Source organism: Curtobacterium subtropicum (assembly GCF_030362975.1).
Lineage (GTDB): Bacteria > Actinomycetota > Actinomycetes > Actinomycetales > Microbacteriaceae > Curtobacterium > Curtobacterium subtropicum.
The window spans coordinates 63,798-79,877 of record NZ_JAUCMM010000005.1; the positions used below are offsets into that span (position 1 = coordinate 63,798).

The following is a 16,080-nucleotide window of genomic DNA, read 5'->3' on the forward strand; positions in this document are numbered from 1 at the left end:
AAGAGCCCCGGTGGTGATCACCGGGGCTGCCTGTGCCCCCAGGAGGATTCGAACCTCCGCCCCTGCCTCCGGAGGGCAGTGCTCTATCCCCTGAGCTATGGGGGCTCGTGGGTGACACCAACCGTAGCAGGTCCGGCGACCCCGTCCCGACAGCGCGTGTCGCGTCCGTGTCGCGACCACCGTCGGACGGGAGGCGCGGCACCGGCCCGCACTGCGCCTCCCGTCCGGTGGGTGGTGGCGTCAGCCCGCCGGGCTGGCCGAGGCGGACGGCTGCAGCACCGCGCGCACCGCATCGACGACGGGCTGCGCCCCGCCCGGCTCGGTGTAGAGCGTCGACTCGGTGGTGACCCAGTACGGGTCCGGGAAGGCGTCGGCGCGGCCGACGCCGTCGGCCAGCGCGTAGTACCCCTCGACGCGGTAGGTCGGCACGGAGCCGCCGCGCTCGTAGAGGGCGTCCTTCAGGGTCGTGAGCGACTTCTCAGGCAGGTGCGCCACGGCGAGCGTGATGGTGGTCGACGGGTCGTCGGTCGCGACGAGGTGGCAGACCCGACCACGCTGGCGTTCGATCGTCGCGGCGGGCGTGCCCTTCGCCGGCGTCCACGACGTGTCCTGCTCGAAGGTCTTCCCGTAGACGGCGAGGGCGCTCTCGGGTAGCAGCTCGGCGCACGTCTGCCGGACGGCGGTGCCGATCGGGGTGGGGCTCGCGCTCGGGCTCGCGTCGCCGGACCCGCCCGTGCACCCGGCCAGCAGGACGGTGGCGGACACGGAGAGCAGGGCGACGGTGATCGCCCGGGCACGGCTGCGGGAGGTCATCCAGCCATGATGCTGCACGCCGTCCGGCACCGGCCCGCGAGGCACCTGGGCGTCCCGGTAGACTCGACCCTCGTGACTCCTGCCGAACTCTCCGCCGCGTACCTGTCGATCCTGACCGGGATCGTCGAGCGACGAGGCGCGTCCGACGCCGTGACGATCGGGGAGTCCCACGTGGCCCTCGAGCGGCCGAAGAACCGTGCGCACGGCGACTGGGCCTCGAACGCGGCCATGCAGCTCGCGAAGCGCCTCGGGACGAACCCGCGCGAGCTCGCGACCGAGATCGCCGGGGAGCTGACCGAGCTCGACGGTGTCGCCTCGGTCGACGTCGCCGGCCCGGGCTTCATCAACATCACGCTCGAGGCCGCCGCAGCCGGTGAGATCGCCCGCACCATCGTCGACCAGGGTGTCGCGTTCGGGCACGGCGACCTGTACGAGGGCGTGTCGATCGACCTCGAGTTCGTGTCGGCGAACCCGACCGGCCCGATCCACATGGGCGGTGTCCGCTGGGCCGCCGTCGGTGACTCGCTCGCCCGCGTGTTCGAGGCGCAGGGCGGACTCGTCACCCGCGAGTACTACTTCAACGACCACGGCGCGCAGATCGACCGGTTCGCCCGGTCGCTCGTCGCCTCGGCGCTGGGGGAGCCCACCCCGGAGGACGGCTACGGCGGCGCCTACATCGGTGAGATCGCGGCGCGCGTGATCGCCACGCTGCCGGCCGGCTCCGATGTGCGGGACCTGCCGCGCGACGAGGCGCAGGAGCTCTTCCGCCGCGAGGGCGTCGAGTTCATGTTCGCCGACATCAAGTCGTCGCTGCACGACTTCGGCGTCGACTTCGACGTCTACTTCCACGAGAACTCGCTGCACGAGTCGAAGGCCGTCGAGCGGGCCATCGAGCGGCTGCAGTCCCTCGGCAAGATGTACGAGGCCGAGGGGGCGCTCTGGCTGCGCACGACCGACTTCGGCGACGACCGCGACCGTGTCGTGATCAAGTCCGACGGCCAGCCCGCCTACATCGCCGGTGACCTGGCGTACTACCTCGACAAGCGCGAGCGCGGGTTCGAGCGGAACCTGATCATGCTCGGCGCGGACCACCACGGCTACGTCGGTCGGATGATGGCGATGTGCGCGGCGTTCGGCGACGAGCCGGGCAAGAACCTCGAGATCCTCATCGGGCAGATGGTGAACCTGCTCAAGGACGGCCAGCCGTTCCGGATGTCGAAGCGCAACGGCACGATCGTGTCGATGGAGGACCTCGTCGACGCCGTGGGTGTCGACGCCGGTCGGTACGCACTGGTGCGGTTCGCCAGCGACACGTCGATCGACATCGACCTCGACCTGCTCACGAAGCGGACGAACGACAACCCCGTCTTCTACGTGCAGTACGCCCACGCGCGCACGCAGTCGGTCGCGCGGAACGCCGCTGCCTCGGGCGTGGACCGCTCGGCGTTCGACGCGTCCCTGCTCACGCACGAGACGGAGGGCGCGCTCCTCGGGGCCCTCGCCGAGTACCCGCGGGTCGTGCGTCAGGCCGCCGAGCTCCGCGAGCCGCACCGCATCGCGCGGTACATCGAGCAGCTCGCCGGGCTGTACCACCGCTGGTACGACGCCTGCCGCGTGACGCCGCTCGGGGACGAGGCCGTGACGGACCTGCACCGCACCCGACTCTGGCTGAACGACGCCACCGGGCAGGTCGTCCGCAACGGCCTGGGTCTCCTCGGGGTGAGCGCGCCCGAGCGCATGTAGCGGCTGTGCCGCGCGCAGCGCGCCCGCGGCACGCGGCTGCGGGCTGCGCTCCGAACCAGGGTTCCGACATCGAACCAGGCGGTCCGCCTGGTTCGATGTCGTTTCCGTGGTTCGACACCGCGCCGCGCCGCCGCCGCCGCGCCGCGCCGGGCGGGCGCACACCGCGCCTCCAGGCCGGCTACGGGGAGCACCTGGCAGGGTGGGACGATGTCCTCCGCCACCGCGCCCTCCCGGAAGCGCCGTCGCTGGCCCGTCGTCCTCGTCGTCGTGGTGCTCGTGCTCGCCGCGCTCGTCGTCGTCGCGGAGTTCGTGCTGCGCGGCATCGTCGACCGGATCATCGCGGACCAGGTCGAGCAGTCCCTCCCGGAGGGCGCGACCGGCGAGGTCACCGCGCACGCCGACGGCATCGTCATCCCGCAGCTGCTCGCCGGCACGCTCGACCGGGTCGACATCACCTCGGAGCGGCTCACGGTCGACGGGGTGCCCCTCGCGGCCGACGTCACGGCCCGCGACGTCCCGGTCGACGGGAAGGGTGACGTCCACGACGTCGACGGCCACGTGACCCTCGCCGCGTCGAGCGTGCAGGACCTGGCGAAGTACAGCCCGCTGTTCGAGCGCCTCCGGCTCGCCGACGGCGGTGTCGAGCTCTCCGGGTCGACCGCGGTGCTCGGCTACGACATCAGCTACGCCGCCACCGGTGACGTGGTCGCGCAGCAGGACGGTCGCGGCGTCACGATCACCCCGCAGAGCGTCCGCATCACGAACTCCGCGCTCGGGCTGCGCGTCGACCGCATCCCGGGCGTCACGGGTGTGCCCGTCCAGGTCTGCACGGCACGGTTCCTGCCGGAGCAGCTCCGGGTCCGGTCCGTGGACGTCACCGCCGAGCAGGCCACCGTCCGGGTCACCGCGGACTCGCTGCCGCTCACCGAGCAGGGCCTGCGCACGGTCGGCTCCTGCGGTTGACCCGTGCGTCGCCACCGCGGGCGACGGGCGTAACACCGGCCGGGAGGCCCGCCCCGGCTCGGTAGGATCGGGTCCCGTGAGCGCCAACCCCCTTGCCCCGCCGCGGCTGCGGTTCCCCGCCGACGCCTCCGCGCTCACCGCGCGGATCTGGCCGGCCTCCGCGACGCGGACGGACGACGGCGAGCTCGCGATCGGGGGCATCACGGCACCGGACCTGGTCGCGCGGTTCGGCTCACCGCTGTACGTGGTCGACGAGCACGACGTGCAGGCACGGGCCGCCCGGGTCCGCACGGCGTTCACCGACGCCTTCGCCCGGATCGGCACGCGTGCGCACGTCTACTACGCCGCGAAGGCGTTCCTCACGACCCAGGTCGCCGCGTGGATGACCGCGGCCGGACTCCGGCTCGACGTCTGCACCGCGGGCGAGCTCGCGGTCGCGCTGGCCGGGGGAGCGGACCCCGCGCTCCTCGGCTTCCACGGCAACGACAAGTCGGACGCCGAGATCGCCCGCGCGGTCGAGGTCGGCCTCGGCACGGTCGTGCTCGACAGCCACGAGGAGATCGGTCGCGTCGCACGCGCAGCCGCCGACGCGGGCACGGTGCAGCGTGTGCGCATCCGGATCAACAGCGGGGTGCACGCCTCGACGCACGAGTACCTCGCCACCGCGCGCGAGGACCAGAAGTTCGGCATCCCCCTGTCCGAGGCCGTCGACGCCGCGGCCGCGGTCCGGGCCGAGCCCTCGCTCGCGTTCGTCGGGCTGCACTCGCACATCGGCTCCCAGATCTTCGACGAGTCCGGCTTCCGCGAGGCGGCACGGCGCCTGATGGACGTGCACGCCGAGCTCGTCGCGTCCGGTCCGGTCCCGGAGCTCAACCTCGGCGGCGGCTGGGGCATCGACTACACCGAGGCGGACGAGGCGTTCGCGCCCGAGGACGTCGCCGAGGCCCTCGCGACCATCGTCGCCGAGGCCTGCACGGAGCGGGGCATCCCGGTGCCGGAGATCGCCGTCGAGCCCGGTCGGTACATCGTCGGTCCGGCCGGCGTGACCCTCTACCGCGTCGGCACGATCAAGCCGGTGACGCTCGAGACGGACGACGGCTCCTCGGCCACACGCACGTACGTGTCCGTCGACGGTGGCATGAGCGACAACGCCCGGCCGGCACTGTACGGCGCGGACTACACGGCGCGGCTCGCCCGCGCCTCGGACGCCCCGGCGGTGCTGACGCGCGTGGTCGGGAAGCACTGCGAGTCCGGCGACATCGTGGTGAACGACGAGTACCTGCCCGGCGACGTGCACCGTGGCGACCTGCTCGCGGTGGCGGCCACCGGTGCCTACTGCTGGTCCCTGGCGAGCAACTACAACCACGTCGGCCGCCCGCCGGTCGTCGCGGTCGCGGACGGCACAGCCCGTATCCTCGTCCGTGGCGAGTCGATCGACGACCTGCTCGCCCGCGACACGGGGGTCGTCGCCGGCTGATGCCGCTGACCCCGACCGACCGGGCTGCCGCCCGCCCCACAGGAATGCGCACCACATGATCGAATACCGCAACGTCCGCGTCGCGCTGCTCGGAGCCGGCTCCGTCGGTTCCCAGGTGGCGCGCCTGCTCCTCGAGCACGGCGACGAGCTGGCCTCGCGCGCCGGTGCCGGGCTCGAACTCGTCGGCATCGCGGTCCGGGACCTCGACGCGCCGCGTGACGTGGACCTGCCGAAGGAGCTCTTCACGACGGACGCGCAGTCCCTCATCCTCGGCGCGGACATCGTCGTCGAGCTGATCGGCGGCATCGAGCCGGCGCGCACCCTGGTGCTCGAGGCACTGCAGTCCGGCGCCGACGTCGTCACCGGCAACAAGGCGCTCCTCGCCACGCACGGCCCCGAGCTCTTCGCCGCGGCCGAGCAGGTCGGTGCACAGCTCTACTACGAGGCCGCCGTCGCCGGCGCGATCCCGATCATCCGACCGCTGCACGACTCGCTCGCGGGCGACCGCATCGAGCGGATCATGGGCATCGTCAACGGCACCACGAACTTCATCCTCGACCTGATGGACCGGGAGGGCTCGACCTTCGAGGCCGCCCTGGCGACCGCGACCGAGCTCGGGTACGCCGAGGCCGATCCGACCGCCGACGTCGAGGGCTACGACGCCGCGCAGAAGGCCGCGATCCTGGCCTCGCTCGCGTTCCACACGTCGGTGCCGCTCGCCGCCGTCCACCGCGAGGGCATCACCTCGGTGACCATCGAGCAGGTCCGGGCCGCACGCAAGGCCGGCTACGTCGTCAAGATCCTGGCGACCGCCGAGCGGCTCACCGACGAGGACGGCGTCGAGGGCGTCAGCGCGCGGGTCTACCCGGCGCTCGTGCCGGAGTCGCACCCGCTCGCGAGCGTGCACGGGGCGAAGAACGCCGTGTTCGTCGAGGCCGAGGCCGCCGGCGACCTCATGTTCTACGGCGCCGGTGCCGGTGGCGTCGAGACCGCTTCGGCCGTGCTCGGCGACCTGGTGTCGGCCGCCCGTCGGCACGTCATCGGCGGTCCGGGCATCGCGGAGTCGACCCAGTCGGCGCTGCCCGTCTTCCCGATCGGGACCGTCCGCACCCGCTACCAGATCACGCTGCACGTGGCCGACGCCCCCGGCGTGCTGTCGACCGTCGCCGGTGTGCTCGCGGCGCACGGCGTCAGCGTCGAGACCGTCGAGCAGTCCGCCGCGACCGATCCGGGCGACGGCACCGCGGGCACCGCGACCCTCGTCATCGGCACGCACCTCGCCCGCGAGTCGGACCTGGCCGCCACGGTCGTCGCGCTCCGGAACGAGGACGTCGTCGTCGAGATCACCAGCGTCCTGCGGGTGGTCGGGGCCTAGCCCCCGCACCCTCCGCCCTCGACTGCACCAACACCGAACAAGGAGAGCCTGATGGCCCACCAGTGGCAGGGAGTCCTGCGCGAGTACGCCGACCGTCTCGACGTCACCGAGGCGACGCCCGTCGTGACCCTCGGCGAGGGCGGCACACCGCTCATCCCGGCCCGACGCCTGTCCGAGCGCACCGGCGCCGAGGTCTACGTGAAGTTCGAGGGCATGAACCCCACCGGGTCGTTCAAGGACCGCGGCATGACGATGGCGATCTCGAAGGCCGTCGAGCACGGCGCGAAGGCCGTCATCTGCGCCTCGACCGGCAACACCAGTGCGTCGGCCGCCGCGTACGCCACGCACGCGGGGATCACCGCCGCGGTGCTCGTGCCCGAGGGCAAGATCGCGATGGGCAAGCTCAGCCAGGCCGTCGCGCACGACGCCCAGCTGCTGCAGGTCCAGGGCAACTTCGACGACTGCCTGGACATCGCGCGCGACCTCGCCGCGAACTACCCGGTGCACCTGGTCAACTCGGTGAACAACGACCGCATCGAGGGGCAGAAGACCGCCGCGTTCGAGGTCGTGGACGTGCTCGGCGACGCCCCGGACTTCCACTTCCTGCCGGTCGGCAACGCGGGCAACTACACCGCGTACTCCCGCGGGTACCGCGAGGACGTCGCTGCGGGCCGCTCGACGAGGATGCCGCGCATGTTCGGCTTCCAGGCCGCCGGGTCCGCGCCGATCGTCTCGGGCGAGGTCGTGCGTCACCCGGACACCATCGCGTCCGCCATCCGCATCGGCAACCCGGCCTCGTGGCAGTACGCGCTCGAGGCGCGCGACGAGACCGACGGGTACTTCGGGGCCATCACCGACGAGGGCATCCTCGCCGCGCACCGCATCCTGTCCGCCGAGGTCGGCGTGTTCGTCGAGCCCGCGTCGGCGATCGGTGTCGCCGGTCTGCTCGAGCGTGCGGACGCCGGTGTCGTGCCGCAGGGCGCGAAGGTCGTCATCACCGTGACGGGCCACGGCCTCAAGGACCCGCAGTGGGCGCTCCGCACCGAGGACGGCGGCGAGGTCGCGCCGACGAGCGTGCCGGTCGACACGAAGTCGGTCGCCGAGGTGCTCGGACTGGTCGGCTCCGCGTGAGCGTCGACCGCTCGTCCGGACCGGGGGAGGGCATCACCGCCCGCAGTGCTGTACCGGCCGGACGGGCGGTCCGTGTGCGGGTCCCGGCCACCTCCGCGAACCTCGGGCCGGGCTTCGACTCGCTCGGTCTGGCGCTCTCGGTCTACGACGAGGTCGTGGTGCGCGTCCGCCCGGAACCCGGCGCGACCGTGACGGTGGAGGGCGTCGGTGCCGGCGAGGTCGCCACCGACGACTCGAACCTGGTCGTCCGCGCCGTCCGCCGAGGCCTCGAGCACGCCGGCGTGGAGCAGCCCGGGCTCGAGCTGCACGCCGTCAACGCGATCGCGCACGGGCGTGGAATGGGTTCGTCGGCCGCGGCGATCGTCGCCGGGCTGATGGCGGCCCGTGGTCTCCTCGAGGGCGTGGTCGACCTCGACGCGTCGACGCTCCTGACCCTGGCGACCGAGATGGAGGGCCACCCCGACAACGTCGCACCAGCGCTGTTCGGCGGCCTCACCATCGCGTGGATGACGGCCGAGGGCCCCGCGGTGAAGCGACTGCTCGTGCACCGCGGTGTCTCGCCGGTGGTCTTCGTGCCGACCTCGACGCTCTCGACGAAGCTCGCCCGGTCCCTGCAGCCCGCGAGCGTGCCCCACGAGGACGCCGCGTTCAACGTGTCCCGATCGGCACTGCTCGTCGCGGCGCTCATCCAGAGCCCGGAGCTGCTGCTCGCCGCGACCGAGGACCGGCTGCACCAGTCGTACCGGGCCAGCGCGATGCCGGAGACCGACGCCCTGATCGGTCTGCTCCGGCAGCACGGCCTCGCCGCCGTGGTCTCGGGGGCCGGGCCGAGCCTGCTCGTGCTCGGGAGCGACCCGTCGCAGCGCCTGACCGCCGCCGACCTCGTGGAACGACACGCCCAGTCCGACTGGCGGGCGCTCATGCTGGCCGTCGACCTCGGTGGTGCTACAGTGGTGCCGCACTCGGCGCTCGAAGCCGATCCAGCGTAGGCGCACAGGCCGATCCGAACCGGATCCGTCGGCGCTGGCGCAGGGTCCGGTGCGCGGGGGCACTCTCTTTCAGATCACCGAATCCCGGTCCGTCGTCTGAACGGCGGTCGCAGCGCACCCATGCGCCGGGACGGTGGAAACTCTCCGCGTTCTGCGGTTCGAAAGGAAACACCGACCTTGACGAACGTCAACGACTCCACCCCGGTGGAGATCCCCAGCGACCTGCGCGCACTCCGCCTGCCGGAGCTGCAGCGCATCGCGTCCTCGCTCGGCATCACCGGGCTCTCGAAGCTCCGCAAGGGCGACCTCATCGCCTCGATCGAGGACAAGCGCCCCGTCGCCGACGACACGGCTGCCGAGGCTCCGGCCGCCGAGCAGCAGTCCGCGCCGGCCGAGCAGGCCCCGGTCGCCGAGCAGCCGACCCTGGCGACCCCCGCGTCCTCGCCGGCCGCTCAGGAACCCGGGCAGCAGCAGGCCGACGCCGAGCCGCAGCAGGCCGCTGCCGAGCAGCCCGGGGAGCAGGCGGGCGAGCAGCCCGCAGCCGAGCCCCGCGGCCGCCGCTCGCGCCGCGCCTCCTCGGCCGGCACCGTGAACGCCGCGCCGACGTCGGCCGCCGAGCACACCAACCACGGGCACACCGGCACCGAGGACCTGCTCGCGGGCCTCGACCAGGTCCGCGCCGAGAAGGACGCGGAGGAGGCCGCGCAGTCCGGTCGCCGTCGCGGACGCCGCGGTGGTCAGGACACGGCGCAGCAGTCCCAGCAGGACGAGGCGCAGCGGGACGCCGGTCAGGCGACGCAGGGCGGCGCGACCGAGCAGCCCACGTCCGCTCCGGAGCAGGACGACCAGGCGGACCAGCAGGGCGAGGGCGGCTCGCGTCGCGGCCGTCGCAGCCGTGGTCGCGGCCGCGGTCGCGGGCAGAACGCCGAGGGCGCCGAGCAGCAGAACGGCGGCCAGCAGAACGGCGGCCAGCCCAACGGCGACCAGCAGAACGGGCAGCAGCAGAAGCAGGGCGGCAAGCAGGACGAGCAGAAGTCCGGCGACGCCAAGCAGGACGACCGACAGCAGAACGGCCAGCAGAAGCAGAACGGTCAGCAGAAGCAGAACGGCCAGCAGCAGAACGGCCAGCACGGCGACGAGGCCGAGACCGGTCGCGGCCGTCGGCAGCGTGACCGGAAGCGCGGCCGCGGTGGCCAGAACGACGAGTTCGAGCCGGAGATCACCGAGGACGACGTCCTCATCCCGATCGCGGGCATCCTCGACGTCCTCGACAACTACGCCTTCGTCCGCACGACCGGCTACCTGCCGGGCCCGAGCGACGTCTACGTCTCCCTCGGCCAGGTGAAGAAGTACCACCTGCGCAAGGGCGACGCGATCGTCGGTGCGATCAAGCAGCCGCGCGACAACGAGCAGCAGGCGCGCCAGAAGTACAACGCGCTCGTCAAGGTTGACTCGGTCAACGGCCAGACCGCCGACGAGGCCGCGGCGCGCGTCGAGTTCCACGACCTGACCCCGCTGTACCCGAACGAGCGCCTGCGCCTCGAGACCGAGCCGGCGAAGCTCAGCACGCGGATCATCGACCTCGTCGCGCCGATCGGCAAGGGCCAGCGCGGTCTGATCGTCTCGCCGCCGAAGGCCGGCAAGACCGTCGTGCTGCAGGCCATCGCCAACGCGATCGCCAAGAACAACCCCGAGGCGCACCTCATGGTCGTGCTCGTGGACGAGCGGCCCGAAGAGGTCACCGACATGCAGCGTTCGGTGAAGGGCGAGGTCATCGCCTCGACCTTCGACCGTCCGGCGGAGGACCACACCACGGTCGCCGAGCTCGCCATCGAGCGTGCGAAGCGCCTGGTCGAGCTGGGCCACGACGTCGTCGTGCTCCTCGACTCGATCACCCGCCTCGGTCGCGCCTACAACCTGGCGACGCCGGCCTCGGGCCGCGTGCTCTCCGGCGGCGTCGACTCGGCTGCGCTGTACCCGCCGAAGCGCTTCTTCGGCGCCGCGCGCAACATCGAGGACGGCGGCTCGCTGACCATCCTCGCGACCGCGCTCGTCGAGACCGGCTCCAAGATGGACGAGGTCATCTTCGAGGAGTTCAAGGGCACCGGCAACATGGAGCTCCGCCTCAACCGGCACCTCGCCGACAAGCGGATCTTCCCGGCCGTCGACATCAACGCCTCCGGCACGCGTCGCGAGGAGCAGCTGCTGTCCGCGGACGAGGTCAAGATCACGTGGCGCCTGCGCCGTGCCCTCGCGGGTCTCGACCCGCAGCAGGCACTCGACGTCGTCCTCCGCAACCTCAAGGAGACGCAGTCGAACGTCGAGTTCCTGGTCCAGGTGCAGAAGTCGGTCCCGACGACCGGCGGTCGCCACGACGGCCACCAGGAGTAACGCGTGTTCGAGTCGGTAGCAGGGCTGCTGGCGGAACACGAGGACCTGACACAGCAGCTGTCGGACCCCGCGCTCCACGCCGATGCGGCCCGAGCCAAGAAGGTGAACCGGCGGTACGCCGAGCTCAGCCAGATCAAGGCCGCGTACGAGTCCTGGCAGGCGGCGGGGGAGGACCTCGCCGCCGCCCAGGAGCTCGCCCGCGAGGACGAGTCGTTCGCCGACGAGGTCCCCGTGCTCGAGGGGCAGCTGACGGAGCGCCAGGAGCGCCTCCGTCGGCTGCTCATCCCGCGCGACCCGGACGACGGCCGTGACGTCATCATGGAGATCAAGGGCGGCGAGGGCGGCGAGGAGTCGGCGCTGTTCGCGGCCGACCTCCTGCGCATGTACTCGCACTACGCCGAGTCGAAGGGCTGGAAGGTCGAACTGCTCGAGCGGACCGAGTCCGACCTGGGCGGCTACAAGGACGTCCAGGTCGCGATCAAGTCGAACACGACCGACCCGTCGCAGGGCGTCTGGGCGCACCTCAAGTACGAGGGCGGCGTGCACCGCGTGCAGCGCGTGCCGGCCACGGAGTCGCAGGGTCGCATCCACACGTCGACGACCGGCGTGCTCGTCTTCCCCGAGGTCGACGAGCCGGAGGAAGTGGCGATCAACCAGAACGACCTCAAGATCGACGTCTACCGGTCGTCCGGCCCCGGCGGGCAGTCCGTCAACACGACGGACTCCGCGGTCCGCATCACCCACCTGCCCACGGGCATCACCGTGGCGATGCAGAACGAGAAGTCGCAGCTGCAGAACCGTGAGGCGGCGATGCGCGTCCTCCGTGCCCGCATCCTCGCGAAGCAGCAGGAGGAGCTCGACGCGATCGCCTCGGACGCGCGCAAGTCGCAGATCCGCGGCATGGACCGCTCGGAGCGCATCCGCACGTACAACTTCCCGGAGAACCGCATCGCGGACCACCGCACCGGGTACAAGGCGTACGACCTCGACCGCGTGATGAACGGTGCCCTCGAACCCGTCGTCCAGTCCGCCATCCAGGCGGACGAGGAAGCACGACTGGCCGCCATCGGCGACCAGGACGCGTAGCCCGGGAGGCACGGATCACCCCCGACACGCCCGCCGCGGCTGCGTCCACACCGTTCGCCGCGGACCGCCTCCTGCGCGAGGCGGCCGCCGCGTTCGCCGCGGCCGGCGTCCCGACCCCGCAGGTGGACGCCGAGCTGCTGCTCGCGTGGGCGACGGACACCTCGCGTGGCGCCGTGCAGGCCCGCGCGCTGACCGGGGGAGCGATCGCACCGGAGCACGTCGAGCGCTTCCGGCACGCGGTCGCCCGCCGGGCCACCCGTGAGCCGCTCCAGCACATCACGGGTGAGGCCCACTTCCGCGCGCTGACCCTGTCGGTCGGGCCCGGCGTCTTCGTGCCACGACCGGAGACCGAGGGCGTCGTGCAGTTCGGCATCGACGCGCTGCGGGCGACCGCGGTGCCGGCGCCCGTCGCGGTCGACCTGGGGTCCGGCAGCGGGGCGATCGCGATCGCGATGGACACCGAGGTGCCGAACGCCGTCGTGTACGCGGTGGAGCGGTCGCCGGGGGCACTGCCCTGGACGCGGCGCAACGTGGACGCGCACGGCGGGACGGTGCGACTGATCGAGGGCGACCTCGCCGATGCGCTCCCCGAGCTCGACGGTACGGTGTCCGTGGTCGTGTCGAACCCGCCGTACGTGCCGGACGACATGGTGCCGGTCGACCCGGAGGTCCGCGACCACGACCCGGCGCTCGCGCTGTACGGGGGCGCCGACGGCCTGGACGCCGTCCGGGCGCTCACCGAGACGGCCTGGCGGCTCCTCGTGCCCGGTGGGCTGCTCGTCATCGAGCACGCCGAGCAGCAGGGGGCCGGCGTGCGCGACGTGCTCGCGCGGCGGGGGTTCCGGTCGCCGGAGACGCACGTCGACCTGACGGGTCGCGACCGCACGACCACCGCGACCCGGTAGGCACAGCCGCTGCGAGCCTCCCGGTCGTCCCGTTCCTCGGGGAGGGTCCGGTCAGGTGACGGGTGCGGCTGCGGTCCGCCGGGCCGCGACGAAGGCGCGGACCGCCTCGCGCAGATCGGTGTGCTCCTCGACCAGGACGGCGTGGATGCCGACGGCGCGGGCCGCCTCGACGTTCACCGGCATGTCGTCGGCGAAGAACGTGCGCTCGGCGGGCACGCCGTGGTGCGCGAGCGCCCGCTCGAAGACCGCGGGCTCGGGCTTCCGCGCACCGAAGTTGCTCGTCGTGTCGAGGTGCTCGCCGAAGAGCGGGGGCAGTGACGGCGCCCATCGACCGATCCACCGGCCGGCGAGCGGTCCGTTGTTCGTGAGCAGGCCGACCCGGCCGTGGCCGGCGGCGATCCGGACCGCCTCGATGCGCTCGGGCAGCTCGGTCATCGCCGCACCGCGGATCCGGGCCCAGTCGGCCTCGGGGACGTCGCACCCCATCGCCGCGGCGAACGCGGCGAGGTAGGCGTCGCCGTCGGGGAAGTGTCCGGCCTCGGCGCGGGCCTCGTCGCCGCAGTCCCACCAGCGTCGTCGGAGCTCCGCGAAGGTGTGCCCGGTGTACTCGGCGAGGGCCGCCATCCGCACCCGCCAGTCGTAGCGGACGAGCACCTCGTCCATGTCGAAGAGGAACAGGAGTCGGGGCGCGGGCGTCTCGTTCACGATGCCGTCCATTGTGGCGCACTATCATCGTCGAGTCATGGCCTCCCGATACGACTGCACCGACCCCGACGGGCTCCTGACCGGGATGCGGCTCGCACGTGCCGCGCTCGGACGGGGTGAACTCGTCGTCGTCCCCACCGACACCGTCTACGGCGTCGCCGCGGACGCCTTCAGCGCGACCGCCGTCCAGCGCCTGCTCGACGCGAAGGGCCGCACCCGCCAGTCACCGCCGCCGGTGCTCATCCCCGGCCCGCCGACGCTCGAGGCGCTCGCGACCGAGATCCCGCAGCAGGTCCGCGACCTGGTGGACGAGTTCTGGCCCGGCGGTCTGACCGTGATCCTGCGCGCGCAGCCCTCGCTGGACTGGGACCTGGGGGAGACCCGCGGCACCGTCGCGCTCCGCATGCCGGACTCGCGCATCGCGCTCGAGCTGCTGCAGGAGGTCGGCCCGCTCGCGGTGTCCTCCGCGAACTCGACCGGGGACCCTGCCGCGATGGACGTCGACCAGGCCGAGTCCATGCTCGGCGACAGCGTGTCGGTGTACCTCGACGGCGGCCCGCTGGCGGTGCACGACGGCTTCGCCGCGTCGACCGGGTCCACGATCGTCGACGCGACCGGCCTGTCGACCGGCGGGAAGCTGACGATCGTCCGGCACGGGGTGATCTCCGACGAGGACATCGTCCGGGTCGTCGGAGCCGACCTCGTCACGTGAAGTACTACCTGCTCGCCGGTGCCATCGCCGCCGTGGTGAGCTTCGTCTGCAGCTGGGCCGTGTGGAAGCTCGGCCTGCGCTACGGCTGGTACCCGAAGGTCCGCGAGCGTGACGTGCACCGCACGCCCACCCCGCGGCTCGGGGGGATCGCGATGTACATCGGCGTGATCGTGTCGCTGCTGGCGGCGTGGTTCCTCTTCCCGTCGATCGCGGGGACCGACTACTTCCGGTTGGTCTTCTCGGAGCCGGGGCGGGTGATCGCGGTGCTCGCGGGTGCCACGATCATCGTGGTGCTCGGCGTCGCCGACGACATCTGGGACCTCGACTGGATGACGAAGCTCGCCGGGCAGATCATCGCGGCGGGCATCCTGGCCTGGCAGGGCGTCGCGATCGTGTCGCTGCCGATCGGCAACACCCTCGGCGTCGGCTCGTCGTACATGAGCCTGATCTTCACGGTGCTCGCCGTCGTGCTCGTGATGAACGCGGTGAACTTCATCGACGGGCTCGACGGACTCGTCGCCGGCGTCGCGATCATCGCCGGCGGGGTGTTCTTCCTGTACACGTTCTTCATCAACCGCGTGGTCGTGCAGACGGAGTTCTTCTTCAACCTCCCGTCACTGTTGACGGCGGTCCTCGTCGGCGCGTGCTGCGGGTTCCTCGTGCTCAACTGGCACCCCGCGAAGCTCTTCATGGGCGACGCCGGCGCGCTGCTCGTCGGCTTCCTGATGGCCACGAGTGCCGTCTCGGTGACGGGCAACATCGACCCCGCGGTCATCTCCACGCGCCAGGCCCTGCTGCCCGCCTTCATCCCGATCCTGCTGCCGTTCGCGATCCTGATCGTGCCGATCCTCGACTTCGGGCTCGCCGTCACCCGTCGGCTGAGCGCGGGGAAGTCGCCGTTCTCGGCCGATCGGAAGCACCTGCACCACCGCCTGCTCGACATGGGGCACTCGCACTTCCACGCCGTGCTGATCTTCTACGCGTGGACGGCCACCGTCGCCGTGGGGTGCCTGCTCTTCCTGTTCGTCGAGTGGTACTGGGTGGTGGCCGTCGTCGCCGTGGGCTTCGCCGTCTGCGCCGTCGCCACCTTCGCCCCGCTCGGCCGGAAGCGCGCCGAGTTCGCCGCGCAGGCCGCCACCCGCTCGAACACCGTCGTCGATGCGAGCCTCGACCCGCTCGACCGGGCCGCCAACGACCGAACCCTCCCGGGAGACCCATCGTGACCGCACCGAACGCCCTCGACCACGTCCGGCCGGTGTTCCGCCGGATCCTCACCTGGGCGGCTCTCCTCGCCGTCGGTCTCGCCGTCGTCGGGGGAGTCGTGGGGCTGGTCGTCGCCGGGACGCCCGGACTCGTCGGGGGCCTGCTCGGCGCCGTGCTGAGCGTGGTGTTCCTCGGGCTCACCGCGGTGTCGGTCCTGGTGGCGCTGCGGGTGTCGAAGGGGCAGATGATCTCCGGTGCCTTCTTCGGCATCGTGATGGGCACCTGGTTCCTGAAGTTCGTGCTCTTCCTGGTGGTCCTGATCGCGCTGCGCGACCGTGTGTGGGTGGACTTCCCGGTCCTCGCCGTCGTCATCATCGTCGGCGTCGTCGGGTCGCTCGTGATCGACGTCGTCGCGGTCGCCAAGGCCCGCATCCCGATCGGCGTGCGCCTGCCCGGTGACGCCGTCGATCCTGGGAACGACACCCCACGCCCCTGAGAGCCCGAGAAGCCTCTCGCACCTGATAGGCTTCTCGAAGTCCGCGTCCGGAGCCTCGCTCGGAGCGGACGAGCCTCCACAAAGTCCACCA

At 72.1% G+C, this 16,080-nt stretch carries 14 protein-coding genes and 1 tRNA gene; 12 read left to right on the forward strand and 3 right to left on the reverse strand.

All coding sequences use genetic code 11. The features are described 5' to 3' along the window. Positions 1–33: 33 nt before the first annotated feature. Positions 34–105: transfer RNA gene (locus tag QUG98_RS09075), tRNA-Arg, on the reverse strand. A gap of 135 nt (positions 106–240) precedes the next feature. Continuing rightward, positions 241–813 carry a hypothetical protein gene (locus QUG98_RS09080; protein ID WP_289470237.1) on the reverse strand — a complete coding sequence of 191 codons (573 nt, stop codon included), beginning with the start codon at positions 811–813 and terminating at the stop codon, positions 241–243. 72 nt (positions 814–885) lie between these two features. Between QUG98_RS09080 and argS the strand changes: the two genes are divergently transcribed. The 9 genes from argS (at position 886) to prmC (ending at position 12,873) form a co-directional block, all read left to right on the forward strand. After that, positions 886–2,556, forward strand: a complete 1,671-nt coding sequence (gene argS / locus QUG98_RS09085; protein WP_289470238.1) for an arginine--tRNA ligase — start codon at positions 886–888, stop codon at positions 2,554–2,556. Positions 2,557–2,763: 207 nt separating this feature from the next. Further along, positions 2,764–3,519, forward strand: coding sequence for an LmeA family phospholipid-binding protein (locus QUG98_RS09090; protein WP_289470239.1), 756 nt, complete (start codon positions 2,764–2,766; stop codon positions 3,517–3,519). Positions 3,520–3,595: 76 nt separating this feature from the next. Beyond that, positions 3,596–4,996, forward strand: a complete 1,401-nt coding sequence (gene lysA / locus QUG98_RS09095) for a diaminopimelate decarboxylase (RefSeq protein WP_289470240.1) — start codon at positions 3,596–3,598, stop codon at positions 4,994–4,996. Positions 4,997–5,051: 55 nt separating this feature from the next. Next, positions 5,052–6,371, forward strand: a complete 1,320-nt coding sequence (locus QUG98_RS09100; RefSeq protein ID WP_058729225.1) for a homoserine dehydrogenase — start codon at positions 5,052–5,054, stop codon at positions 6,369–6,371. Between the two features lie 51 nt (positions 6,372–6,422). Continuing rightward, the gene (thrC, locus tag QUG98_RS09105; RefSeq protein ID WP_058749850.1) at positions 6,423–7,502 is read left to right on the forward strand and encodes a threonine synthase; all 1,080 of its coding nucleotides are present in this window, start codon (positions 6,423–6,425) and stop codon (positions 7,500–7,502) included. Positions 7,503–7,534: 32 nt separating this feature from the next. Then, positions 7,535–8,491: a homoserine kinase gene (gene thrB / locus QUG98_RS09110; protein WP_289470323.1), complete on the forward strand. Its 957-nt coding sequence runs from the start codon at positions 7,535–7,537 to the stop codon at positions 8,489–8,491. Between the two features lie 120 nt (positions 8,492–8,611). Then, positions 8,612–10,882 (forward strand): transcription termination factor Rho, encoded by a 2,271-nt coding sequence (rho, locus tag QUG98_RS09115; RefSeq protein WP_434533427.1) that lies wholly within the window; start codon positions 8,612–8,614, stop codon positions 10,880–10,882. Positions 10,883–10,885: 3 nt separating this feature from the next. After that, a complete protein-coding gene (gene prfA / locus QUG98_RS09120) occupies positions 10,886–11,968 on the forward strand; it encodes a peptide chain release factor 1 (protein ID WP_289470243.1) in 1,083 nt (360 codons plus the stop codon). 14 nt (positions 11,969–11,982) lie between these two features. After that, positions 11,983–12,873 (forward strand): peptide chain release factor N(5)-glutamine methyltransferase, encoded by an 891-nt coding sequence (gene prmC, locus QUG98_RS09125; protein ID WP_434533431.1) that lies wholly within the window; start codon positions 11,983–11,985, stop codon positions 12,871–12,873. Positions 12,874–12,924: 51 nt separating this feature from the next. On the opposite strand, the gene QUG98_RS09130 is transcribed toward prmC, so the two are convergent. Beyond that, the gene (locus tag QUG98_RS09130; RefSeq protein ID WP_289470245.1) at positions 12,925–13,578 is read right to left on the reverse strand and encodes an HAD-IA family hydrolase; all 654 of its coding nucleotides are present in this window, start codon (positions 13,576–13,578) and stop codon (positions 12,925–12,927) included. 37 nt (positions 13,579–13,615) lie between these two features. On the opposite strand from QUG98_RS09130, the gene QUG98_RS09135 reads away from it, so the two are divergent. Genes QUG98_RS09135 through QUG98_RS09145 form a run of 3 tightly spaced genes read left to right on the forward strand, consistent with a single transcriptional unit; the run spans position 13,616 to position 15,989 of the window. Next, on the forward strand, positions 13,616–14,290 hold the full coding sequence (locus QUG98_RS09135) for an L-threonylcarbamoyladenylate synthase (RefSeq protein WP_289470246.1): 675 nt from the start codon (positions 13,616–13,618) through the stop codon (positions 14,288–14,290). Then, complete coding sequence (locus tag QUG98_RS09140) at positions 14,287–15,513, forward strand: MraY family glycosyltransferase (RefSeq protein ID WP_289470247.1); 1,227 nt, start codon at positions 14,287–14,289, stop codon at positions 15,511–15,513. Before QUG98_RS09135 ends, QUG98_RS09140 begins: the two co-directional genes overlap by 4 nt. Next, complete coding sequence (locus tag QUG98_RS09145) at positions 15,510–15,989, forward strand: Cg1360 family ATP-synthase-associated protein (protein WP_289470248.1); 480 nt, start codon at positions 15,510–15,512, stop codon at positions 15,987–15,989. Before QUG98_RS09140 ends, QUG98_RS09145 begins: the two co-directional genes overlap by 4 nt. Positions 15,990–16,080: the final 91 nt, after the last annotated feature.